10 protein-coding genes are annotated in these 12,215 nt (G+C 27.6%); 4 read left to right on the forward strand and 6 right to left on the reverse strand.

All coding sequences use genetic code 11. The annotated features are described in order from the left end of the window. Positions 1–11 precede the first annotated feature (11 nt). The 4 genes from ACVHXK_RS06305 (at position 12) to ACVHXK_RS06320 (ending at position 5,137) form a co-directional block, all read left to right on the forward strand. The gene (locus ACVHXK_RS06305; RefSeq protein ID WP_461205522.1) at positions 12–1,592 is read left to right on the forward strand and encodes a glycoside hydrolase family 57 protein; all 1,581 of its coding nucleotides are present in this window, start codon (positions 12–14) and stop codon (positions 1,590–1,592) included. A 446-nt stretch (positions 1,593–2,038) separates the two neighbouring features. Then, on the forward strand, positions 2,039–3,286 hold the full coding sequence (locus ACVHXK_RS06310; RefSeq protein ID WP_461205523.1) for a M16 family metallopeptidase: 1,248 nt from the start codon (positions 2,039–2,041) through the stop codon (positions 3,284–3,286). Between the two features lie 4 nt (positions 3,287–3,290). Further along, complete coding sequence (gene recX, locus ACVHXK_RS06315) at positions 3,291–3,920, forward strand: recombination regulator RecX (RefSeq protein ID WP_461205524.1); 630 nt, start codon at positions 3,291–3,293, stop codon at positions 3,918–3,920. Positions 3,921–3,970: 50 nt separating this feature from the next. Continuing rightward, entirely contained in the window at positions 3,971–5,137 is a 1,167-nt protein-coding gene (locus tag ACVHXK_RS06320) for a transglutaminase-like domain-containing protein (protein WP_461205525.1), read from the forward strand. A 329-nt stretch (positions 5,138–5,466) separates the two neighbouring features. Here the strand turns inward: ACVHXK_RS06320 and ACVHXK_RS06325 are convergent, their stop codons facing one another. From ACVHXK_RS06325 to ACVHXK_RS06350, 6 genes are all read right to left on the reverse strand, one after another. Further along, positions 5,467–5,829 (reverse strand): tetratricopeptide repeat protein, encoded by a 363-nt coding sequence (locus tag ACVHXK_RS06325; protein WP_461205526.1) that lies wholly within the window; start codon positions 5,827–5,829, stop codon positions 5,467–5,469. Between the two features lie 161 nt (positions 5,830–5,990). Next, positions 5,991–6,791 (reverse strand): ABC transporter permease, encoded by an 801-nt coding sequence (locus ACVHXK_RS06330; protein WP_461205527.1) that lies wholly within the window; start codon positions 6,789–6,791, stop codon positions 5,991–5,993. Continuing rightward, a complete protein-coding gene (locus ACVHXK_RS06335; protein ID WP_461205528.1) occupies positions 6,778–7,572 on the reverse strand; it encodes an ABC transporter ATP-binding protein in 795 nt (264 codons plus the stop codon). Before ACVHXK_RS06335 ends, ACVHXK_RS06330 begins: the two co-directional genes overlap by 14 nt. A gap of 156 nt (positions 7,573–7,728) precedes the next feature. Continuing rightward, positions 7,729–8,739 carry an ABC transporter substrate-binding protein gene (locus tag ACVHXK_RS06340; protein ID WP_461205529.1) on the reverse strand — a complete coding sequence of 337 codons (1,011 nt, stop codon included), beginning with the start codon at positions 8,737–8,739 and terminating at the stop codon, positions 7,729–7,731. Positions 8,740–8,940: 201 nt separating this feature from the next. After that, on the reverse strand, positions 8,941–11,301 hold the full coding sequence (locus ACVHXK_RS06345; protein ID WP_461205530.1) for a sensor histidine kinase: 2,361 nt from the start codon (positions 11,299–11,301) through the stop codon (positions 8,941–8,943). 209 nt (positions 11,302–11,510) lie between these two features. Next, a complete protein-coding gene (locus ACVHXK_RS06350; protein WP_461205531.1) occupies positions 11,511–12,047 on the reverse strand; it encodes a serine/threonine protein kinase in 537 nt (178 codons plus the stop codon). Positions 12,048–12,215: the final 168 nt, after the last annotated feature.

The following is a 12,215-nucleotide window of genomic DNA, read 5'->3' on the forward strand; positions in this document are numbered from 1 at the left end:
GAGGAAGTAATATGAAGGACGGATATGTATCATTAGTTCTCCACAGCCATTTGCCATTTGTTAGGCATCCTGATGAAGATGATGCACTTGAAGAGAGATGGTTATTTGAAGCAATAAATGAATCGTATATTCCTCTTATAAGTATATTTGATAAGCTACTTGAAGATAAAATTGAATTTAAAGTAACTATGTCTATTACACCTACATTGATGAGTATGTTAGAAGATGAATATTTAAATAAAAAATATTTTATATATTTAATTAATGCAATTAAATTAGCAAGAGAAGAAATTGATAGAACTAAGTATGACAAGAATTTAAATGAACTAGCAAAATTTTATTATGATCGATTTAATAAGATATTAAGTATATATGATAATTATGAAAAAAGACTAATGAATGCTTTTAGAAAGTTTGATAAGTTAGGGTGTTTAGAAGTAATTACTTGTTCTGCAACGCATGGATTACTACCATTATTAACAATAAATAAAGAAACAGTGAAAGCACAGATAAATATAGGTGTTGATTATTACACAGAAATTATGGGACATAAACCTACAGGTATTTGGCTTCCAGAATGTGCATATACTTATGGAATTGAAGAGGTACTTAAGGATTGTGGGATCCAATATTTTATTGGTGAGAACATTTCTGTAATGAATGCTTCTCCTAAACCTGTTTATGGTACATATGCCCCTATTGTTGATAGAAGTGGTGTATGTGTCTTTGGGAGAGATGTTGAAACATCACATCAAGTTTGGAGCAGCAAAGAAGGATATCCAGGTAATTATAGTTATAGAGAGTTTTATAAAGATATAGGATATGAATTAGATTATGATTATATAGCTCCTTACATTCAAAAAGAAGGAATTAGAGTAGATACAGGAATAAAATATCATAGAATTACTGGTGATATGCGGAATAAAGAATACTATAATAGAGCAGAGGCTTTAGAAAAAACTAAGGAGCATGCACTTCATTTTATGGAGGGTAGAAGCAGGCAAATATCAGAAATATCAAAGCATATGAATGTTAAACCAATAATTACTTGCCCTTATGATACAGAATTATTTGGTCATTGGTGGTTCGAAGGCCCTGAATTTCTTGGCGAATTTATTAGATTTGCAGCTTCTAAAGAAAGCAATTTTGAATTAATAACACCTAGTGAATATCTTAAACTAAAGCAACCAATACAGATGTCAGCCCCTTCTCCATCTACTTGGGGAGAAAATGGAGATTATAGAGTATGGCTAAATGATTCTAATTTTTGGATCTATAAAGATATTCATGAGTGCGCTTTGTATATGAAAAAACTTGCAAATTTATATAATAATCCAGATAAGTTATTAGAGAGAGCTCTAAATCAAGCTGCAAGAGAACTTTTATTGGCAGAATCATCAGATTGGCCCTTTATCATAACCAATAAAACAGCAGAAGATTATGCAATAAGAAGAGTTAATTTGCATATACAGAGATTCTATAAAATTTGGGACCAAATATTGAGGAATAAGATTGATGATAATTGGTTAGAAAGTGTAGAAGAGTTGGATAATATATTTGAAAATATTGATTATAGAATTTATAGGGGATAGTGTACAATGTACAATGCACAATGCACAATGCACAATGCACAATCAAAAGATAAAAGATAAAAGATAAAAGATAAAAGATAAAAGATAAAAGATAAAAGATAAAGGACAAAAGTCAAATAACAAAGGCAAAAGATAAATAGCAATGATAAATAGCAAAAGATAAATAGCAATGATAAATAGCAAAAGATAAATAGCAATGATAAATAACAAAGATAAATAGGTAAGATAAATAATAAAGATATAAGATTAATAAGAATGATAAATTACAAAGATAAAATATAAAAGATGAAAATTAAGAAATATTACTATTTTAGAATGAGTGATTTACATGGATTCTCTTGTGATGGGGGAATCTTTTGTTTTGCTTTTGGATATATTAAGTTTTCGTTTATTTTTGAGGGTATTTCACTTATAATGAGTGATATAGACTAATTTAAGGAGATTATATGGATAAAAAACACTTTGACTGGCAAGAATTTAACTTAAATAATGGATTAAAAGTAATTACTATAAAAAAACCTACACAATTGATGTCAATAAATTTGTGTGTGAATATAGGTTCATTTTATGAGACAGAAAAACAAAAGGGCATGTCTCATTTTATAGAACATATGCTTTTTAAGGGAACAATAAGCAGAACAAACGAAAAATTAAATAATGAATTAGAAAATTTGGGTGGAGAGTACAATGCTTACACAGATTATAATAGTACTGTATTTACAATAAATGCACTAGAGAGCGAAATGAGCAAAGCCATGGAATTGTTAGCGGATATGTTCATGAATTCGAATTTTTTGCACGAGGAAATGGAAAAAGAAAAATCTGTAATAATATCGGAAATAAACTCAAGTAAAGATGATGTAGAAGACTTTGGGTATCAAAAAATATTGGAAGTTGCTTTTTCAAAAAGTGATTTAAGATATGATACATTAGGAATAGAGGAAAATATTATTAATTTTGATAGAGATACTGTTTTAGATTTTTATAAGGAATACTATAGACCTAATAATTCTGTTATTATAATAACATCAGAACACGAGCATGGGGAAGTTAAAAAACTTGTTGAAATGAACTTTATGGATTGGGAAAAAGGTGATTTTAAGAAAAAGGATATAATACTTGAGAAAAATAGCAATAAATTAGAGATTATAAGAAAAGGTGAGATAGAACAGTCTACTATTATTTATTTGTATACTTTTTATGATCTTACTGAAGAAGAAGAACTTGCGTTAAGAATATTATGTTATAAACTTGGAGAAAGTCAGAATTCGATTTTGTTTAGGAAACTTAGAGAAGAAAAAGGTTTAGCTTATGATGTTTATTCAGATATTGATACTGGGAAGAATACAAAATTACTATTTTTGTACACATCAATCAATAAAGAAAATTTAGATGAAACTTCACTTATTATAGAACAATGTATTGATGATATTATTAATGGAACAATTGAATTTACTTTTGAGGACATTGAACTTATGAAGAAGGTATTTAAAACATCAACTATTGCAGCCTTAGAGGATACATCTGAATTAGGTTCATATGTATTATCACAAGTAATAGAGGGCAAGAAAGCAGATCATTTTCTGGAGTATTTAGAGGAACTTAAAAAAGTAAAATTAGATATTATTAGAAATGTTGCAAGGAAGGTTTTTTCTAATCCAACTAAATTGATTATTATATCTGAAGAGGATTGATTAAGTGAAAAATATTATTACTAGAATTGAAGTAGGAAAGAGAAATAAAAATAGAGTTAATGTGTATATAAATTATGAATATACTTTTTCGTGTAATGCAGAATTAGTATATAAATTTAATCTTAGTAAAGATGAAGAAATTGATTTAGAATATATAAAAGAATTAGTTATAGAAGATAATTATCTATCGTGTAAGGAAAGTGCATTAAACACAATATCAAGAACATATAAAACAGAAAAAGAAATGAAGGATAAGTTGAAAATGAAGGGCTATGATGAGAGCTCAATTGATAGGGTAATGAGTTTTTTAAAAGAATATACATTTATAGATGATAATAAATATGCAGAGATGTATATAAAAGATAATTGTGCTAAAAGTGGAAGAAATAAAATAAAATATAATTTATCTAGAAAAGGTATAAAAGAAGATTTAATACAAGAGAAATTATCACTGATAGATGAAGAGGGAGAATTTAATTCTGTTATGGAGTTAGCGAAAAAGAAGTATAATATATTAAAGAAAAGCCAAGATGATAAATACAAAATTAATGGGAAGTTAGTTCAGTTTTTATTAAGAAGAGGATTTAAATATGATATTATAAAAAATGTTTTAAATGACTTGTTGGAGAATTAATATAGTATAAACATAACGGAATCCTATGTTAAGAGTGAAGAGGTGAATTCATGAAAAACCCTGTAGATATTGGACTTATATTAATTATTTTATTTCCTATAATTAAAGGATTTATGACTTCTTATTCGTCAAAAAATCTAAAAGAAGATGCTGAACATTTTTCTAGTAATATAGCATTTATAATTAGTATATTTGTTGGGTCGTATTTTACAAAGAAAATATTTATTGAAAGAGATTTACTTATTTATGAGAAAATTTATAATTATATTCCTTTTAATATAATTAATTTTATTGAAGCCCGTCCTATTACGTTATATATTATTGTAATGCCAATAATGATATTCTTAAGCTATTTTATAATAAATGGACTATTAAAGGTGATTAATTCAATAAGCTTGTTTTTGATTTTAGATGGAATCGAGAAGTTTTTAAAAAAGAGAAGTGATGCATCTAAAAAAATTGTGGGAGCTATATTTAGAATCCCTATGGCCATAGGGTTGCTTATTATTGTCGTGGTAGCACTTAATATAGGGAGCTATTTTGAAATTAGTGATGGTTATCAAGAGGCATTAGAGAAATCTATAATTTTTAGTAAAGTTAATGCAGAAATATTAACTCCAATATCTAAATCAAATTTTGCACAGAATATTCCTAACATTATAAATAACTCTTTCAAAATTGAAATTAAATATGATCAATCTGAAGATGGTAAGAGTGCATCTACTAATACAAGAACAATAGTTTATTATAATGGGATTACTTTAGAAGATGGAATTTCTTCAAATGAAGAAATCAATGCTTTTTCTAGGGAACTTGTAGTTGATAAAGCTACAGTAAAAGAAAAAGCTCAAGTTATATATGAATGGGTTGGCGCTAATATAGAGTATGATTATTCAAAAGCGGAAAAAATATTGAGGAGTGACTATAGTGTTGAATCGGGCTCCATTAATACTTATTATACAAGAGAAGGAATTTGCTTTGATTATTCATGCCTTTTTGCTACTATGTGTATAGCAAATGATATACAAGTGAGAATTATAACAGGTGAAGGAAAAAGTAATGATGGTTGGGTAGGTCATGCATGGAATCAGGTTTATGACCCTGTTGAAGAAAAGTGGATAAATGTTGATGCTACTTTTTATGTTGGCGGTAACTATTTTGATAGTCCTATTTTTAACTTAGACCATAGGGAAAGTGAAATTGCTGGAGAGTGGTAATTTTAGAGTAATGCACAATTTTAAAGCAATGCACAATGCACAATGCACAATTGTGGATGAAATTTTTTAGCGGAGCTAAAAAATTTCTTTATTTTATAAAAACAATAAAACAACAAAACCAAAAATCAATAAAAACCAACACTAAAAAAATGAACGAATGAATAATTGAATTAAATATTAAATGTTTTAAATTAAAAGCTCAATGACCGAAGGTCATTGAGCTTTTAATAGTTTGGTTTTATTCAATAAAGATTTTCTGACCAAAGGGAAGAAAATCATCCTTAATTGTGCATTGTAAATTGTGCATTGTGCATTATCTTTTTATATATCTATTTTGACATATTTTTATAATAATGTTTTAGTATAATATCTATAGCTTTTTTGCATTCTTCATCATTATTATTGAGAGCCCAGGCGGTGTTGAAATTTCTAAGAGCAGCTCTAGGATTGTTTATTTTAATATGGCAATATGCTAGATTATAATAGTATTTGCCTTCTTGTTTTTCTAGTAGTGCTTTTTCGAAAAAATTAATGGCTTCAAAATACTTATTAAGTTTTATAAAACAAACACCAATATTATAAAGTACAGATGCCGAATTATCAGATGTATAAAGTGCTTTTGTATATGTTTTAATAGCGTCATTGTATTGCTTGTTTTTATAAAGTAGGTTTCCTTTTTCAAAATTGTCCATAAATATCCTCCTATACTTTGAATATATCCAAAATTATGGAAAAATATTCTTCTTGAAATAATATATCTAATTTCAAAATATGACAATGTTTTGAGATTATAAACATTTGTTTTATTAATGTAAACAATGGCTGTTTTTCCAAGGGAAATGTAACGGTTGTCCTAGTTGCTATATTTTGAGATTAATTTCTTTTCAATGAAAGCAACTCCTTGATACATTATAAAAGCAAGTATAGCAAGTATAATGATACTCATCATTACCATATCTAGTTGAGAAATTTGACCACCATATATTATAAGAAATCCAAGACCTTCTCTAGCTACTAAAAATTCACCCATTATTACTCCTACCCAAGATAGTCCTACACTTATTTTTAAGGCTGATATAATTGTTGGAATCGAGGAAGGTATGATGAGGTGATTAAGTATTTGTTTTTTTGAAGCACCAAAGGTTTTTAATAGTCGTATTTTATCTTGTTCTACATGAATAAAACCATTTAAGATGCTGATTATAGTGGTGACAATAGAAATTAGTATGGCTATAAAAATTATAGATTTTAAACCATTACCTATCCAAAAAATTATTATGGGTGCTAATGATACTTTAGGCAGTGCATTTAATACAACTAAATATGGGTCTAAGACTTTTGAGGCAAAATCTGACCACCATAGTAAAATAGCAATTATTGTTCCGAGTAAGGTTCCTATTACAAAACCTAAAATTGTTTCAAAACAAGTAATAAATATATGTCTAAATAATGTTCCTTCATTATAGATTTTAATTAAACTTTTAAGCATTCGAGAAGGGGTACTTGTTAAAAATGGATCTATCCAGCCTAAGTCTCCTGCGATTTCCCATAAGGCGAATAAAAGAAATAAAATTAAAAAACGAGTGAATATAATTAAATTTTTTCTTTTTTTAATAGTTTTTAAATATTGAAGGTGTTCATTACTCCAGTTCATCTATTTTATCCAGCTCCTTCCAGATGGTATTAAAATAATCCTTGAAATTTGGGGATTCTCTTCTTTTTAAAGGAGAATTATATTTATTTTCATAATACAGAGATAAAATGTCTTTTACATAAGCAGGTCTTTTCGAAAGAATAATAACCCGATCACTCATAGAAGTAGCTTCTGCAATGTCATGTGTTACCATTAAAGCAGTTTTGTTCTCTTTTCTAATTATTTTGTAAATGTCATTGCTTGCATTTAGCCTACTTTGATAATCTAAAGCTGAAAAAGGTTCATCAAGCAATAAAATTTCAGGTTTTAGGGCTAAGGTTCTAATTAAAGCTATTCTTTGGCGCATTCCACCTGATAATTGACTAGGAAGTTGAGATTTGAAATCCCAAAGGCCATAATTTTTTAGTAAACTGTCTACGAAAGACTCATTTTCCTTTGTAAGTTTATGTTGGATTCTTAAACCTAAAGTAATATTGTTATATACCGATGTCCATTCGAATAGTTGGTCCGTTTGAAACATATATCCAATCCTATTATTCATATTATTATCGGCATTTTTAAATGGTGTATTGTTTTTATTATTAAATATGATTTCACCTGAAGAAGGCTTGTTTAACCCTGCTATTAGATTGAGTAAAGTGGATTTACCACAACCAGAGGGTCCAACTATAGTTACAAATTCACCTTTTTTCAAGGAAAAATTAATATTAATAAGTGCATTTGTTTCTTTCTCAGGCGTATGATAATTCATATATATATTATTAATTTCTAGTATTTCCAAAAATAATTCACCTCGTAACATTGATAATATTAGTATATGTATCATTTAGAAGAATGTTATTAATTCACACTGAACACTTTATAAATCAACAATTCTTTAATTATAGACAATAAAAAAACCCCTAATGGGGTTTTCAGATTGTTGATAAAGCCTTGCTTATTTAACTGCACTATCGGCGAAGCTAGTATCGACAATTACATCATAAGATGGTCTATCAGGTATTAATGTTTCATCATAACTTTCTATAATGAACATTAATTTTGAAAGGTCGTCTTCTGATAAATTTGGTACTTTTGCGTATGCTTCTATTTCTTTGTAATGGCCTACAGATTGAGCTATTAGAGCTACATCTGTTCCAGGGAAATATTCGCTAATAGCTTCTGCAATTTCTTCATTTGAATGGCTATAAACCCACTGTTGACCTTTATAAATTGCATTTGTAAAACATTGAACTATTTCAGGATTTTCTTCTATATATGATTTTGTGGCAAAATAACATGTATAAGATATGTTGCCTGCTTCATTCCCTATTGAACTAACTATTGCAGCTGCACCATCGTTTTCTAAAACACTAGCAGTTGGTTCAAAAGAAGCTACATAATCACCAGTACCTGCTTTAAAAGCACCAGCAGTTGCAGTGAAATCAAGATTTGTTATAATTTCAACATCTTCTCCTGGAGTAAGACCATGTGTTTTTAGAACATATTCTAATGTCATTTCAGGAACGCCACCAGGACGACCACCTATGATAGTTTTGCCTTTTAAGCTTTCCCATTTAAAGTTTTCTTCAGCAGTTCTACCTACTAAAAATGAGCCATCTGTTTTAGTTAACTGTGAGAATAGAACGGGGTAGTCTTCTCTACCTTGGTTATAGATATAAACTATTTGCTCAGGACCACAAAAACCTATATCGCAAGTCCCACTTAATACTTGTTGCATAGTTTTATCTGCTCCTTGTCCAGTAGAAAGATCAATTAAAAGACCTTCTTCTTCAAAAAAACCTTGGCTTATTGCAACATACATTGGAGCATAAAAAACAGAACGAACAACTTCATTTAAATTTACTGTTTTTAGTTCAGAAGAGTTTTTATTGCCACAGGAAGTAAGTAGGGCTAGTGAGAATAAAAGAGTAGCAAATAAAGTAAAGATTTTAAAGCTTTTTTTCATTTAATATACCTCCGTAAAATGGATACAGTATAGTATATGATTATGTGTTTTTTTTGTTCTTTAATAATATTATATATATGTACAAAAGGTGATTTAGTTGAAAATAAACCACAATATATTGCCTCAGAATACATGAACCTGCTGAGTATATTGTGGTTTGGTTTACTTTATTAGAATTTAATACATAGGTTAGTTTAGAATTTATGAATAGATATCTGAAAATTCTATGCATATTTTTTCGACATTTGAATTGTAAGAGGTATTTTCTGTATTTTGAGAATCATCAGAATTAGGTAATGTAAACACTGGCAATTCAATTATAAATTCACAACCTTTACCAAGTTCACTGATTAAAGATATATTTCCATTATGTAATTCTACTATTGATTTTACTAGAGCTAAGCCTATACCAATACCCTCAGCCTTTCTACTAAGAGATGAATCTACTTGCCTAAATCTATCAAATATTTTTTCTTGCATATTGTAAGGTATTCCAATGCCAGAGTCTTTTACACTAATTAAAATGCTATTTCCTTTATCGTAAATATTTACTTCTATTGTACCGTTTGTGTCAGCAAATTTAATGGCATTAGAAAATAGATTTAACATAATTCTCTCTATTTGGTTAGCATCAATAGCTAGAAATTTCTCCTCTATTTCTGTGTCAAATATCAATGTAATTCCTTTGCTTTCTGCATAACATGCTATTGAAAGGGAAATTTCTTCAATTACATTAACTATATTATAGTTTTTAATATTTAAATTCATAAAACCTGAATTGATTTTTGTAATATCAATCAAATTGTTGATTAGTTTTAGCAACCTGTAGCAATTTTGTTTTGAGATTTTAATATAATTTTTTAATTTCTCAACGTCTGGTTTTTGAGAGTTTTTGAAATAGCAATTGTCAACTATTTGTACAATTCCAAGAATGATATTTAATGGAGTTTTAAGTTCGTGTGAAATAGTAGCTAAGAATTGGTCTTTCATATAATCATATTTTTTAGCTTCATCTAGGAGTCTTGCTTTTATTTCTACCTCTTTTTCAAGATTTTCAATTTCTTTTTTTCTTGTAATATCCCTAAAACTCCATACATGGCCAGCTGGAATATTATTAGTAATTAAATTTTCACAATTTCCTTCGATTAGATTATTATCTTTTAGACTAAATATAATAGTGGTATTTATTGAATTAGCAAGACAATGTTTAAACCAATTAATAACTTCCGTAGGATTCATAGTTATTTCCTTTATGATTTTGGCGAAATTTTCCTTTTCATTAGGATAAAATTTATAATTATCTAGAAATAATATGTCTATAAAATTCTTATTATAATTAATTATTTCATTATTATTGTTAGTAACAAGAATAGCATCACAGGTAGAATTTAGAATTGATTGTAATGTTTCTTTTTCTTTAGATAATTCACAGTGAATCCTATTTAATTCTTTATTTTTACAATGCATTATTAAAATAATCAATAATAAGGAAATAATTAGCGCTATTATTGAAAGATAGACTAAGTTCTTTTCAATTTGAAAAGAAGTAGATGGCATATTTATAAAAATACTTTCTTTAGGTAATTCTTTAATGTTGATAGAATATTTTTTTAATAAAGTATAGTCAAAAACGTATTTATTAATGCTTTCCTCTTTAAAAGGTATTTCATTAATATCTTTACCGTACAATACTTCATTTGCCATATTTGCGATTGCCTGTCCTTGTTCATAACCACTTATCATTTTCCCACCAATAACACTGTTTCCCATATGCATTTGCCAACAACTAAACAAAGGAACATTTGATCTTTCATATATATACTTAATACCTTCTTTAACGTCTATTAGTTCTCCAAATGAATCTTTAAAAATACCATCAGTAAAAATAATACTGTTTGGGGGTAAATTGCTTACGTTGTCAGCAATAACTTCCATGTAGTCAGATTTTATATAATTAAAACTAATTTCGTCAGGGTAATATAAAGCAGTTTTTCTAATTATTCCTTCGTTACTAATACCAGCAGAGGAGTTATCAGATATAACATATATATTTTCAGTATTTGGGAAAAGTTGCAATGCTAAATCTAGGGTGCTTTTTATATCAACAATTTCAGAAATACCAGTAAAAGAATTACTACTATTAGTAATATAATTATCATATTCGTTTAAACCGCAAACTACTACTGGAGTATCAGGGAATAAATATTTACGATAGAGCTTTAGAAATTCATAGGCATCATTATCGCTTGCTATAATGACATCAAAGTGACTGTTAGCATATTTATGTTTGTACAATTCATACAAATTATTCATATGTTTGCTATCTTTTATTACTTTTGTATCCATATATTCAATACGGATTACATTATTTGAGTTGTTTAGAATACTATTTATTCCATTAATTACATTATCGGTCCAAATATATCCTTGATGGTAGGAATTTAGAATAAGTATATGATTTTGAGTAGAATTGGCAGCGTAGGTAGCGTTATTGTACAAAAATGATATACTAATTAATAGTAGTATGAACAATATTATTTTTTTTACATATTTCGATATCATATGGGAAAAAACTCCTTTGAAAGACTAATCGTTGCAATAACTGTAATTTAATTCTAATATGTTATATTATATCATAATAATACATTAAATTGTAAATATAGAGAATGTTTGAGGTAGGTTATTTTAACTAATTTATAAAAAGATTTATTTAAGTTTATAGGTAAATAAAAAAAGATAGATCTGAAAATAATCTATCTTTTTTCATAGAATTAAAGATTTTTAATCCATTCACTATAAATATCAGGTTTTTCTTGCTTTATGATGTTCAAAAATTTTTTTGAGCACTTAATTTTTCTAAATCCTGATAGCATATGTTTTGGATAAGGTTCTATATGCCAACAATTGCTTTTTAAACCGAGTACTTTTATTTTTTTGTTTTTTTGAACAAAAATATGAGATATGCCACTATCTAATCTAGTGAATTTGAGTTTTTGAAATGTGCTATACATTTCAACTATGTTAAGAGCTAACTCTTTGTCCATAGCGTTATGTTTCAAATAGTCTATTATACATTCTCCGTGTACATATTCTCTAATCAAGTAGCCTAGTCTGTATTCATAAATTTTCGGAAATACACTATATTTATATCCATATCGTAGAATCAAATATTCTCTTCTGCATTCTTTATAGTTTTTACATATTTTAAGTGTCCTATTATTTGGAAGTAAGTAAACCTTTTTTTTTCTGCTTTTATAGAGAACTTTGTAATCTTGGAGTGAGTTAAAAGGATAATAATCAGAGCTCATAATATTACCTCATATATTTATACTACCTTATTAATAATATATTCAAATGATACTTGTTTTGATAAAGATTTTTTTAATATAGCTTGTACTTTTTACACATCATTTTGTTGATAGCTATTTTACAATTGAGTAAATAGACTTCATTGTTATTAATATCTAAGTATGATA

The organism is Clostridium sp. DL1XJH146 (assembly GCF_054819755.1).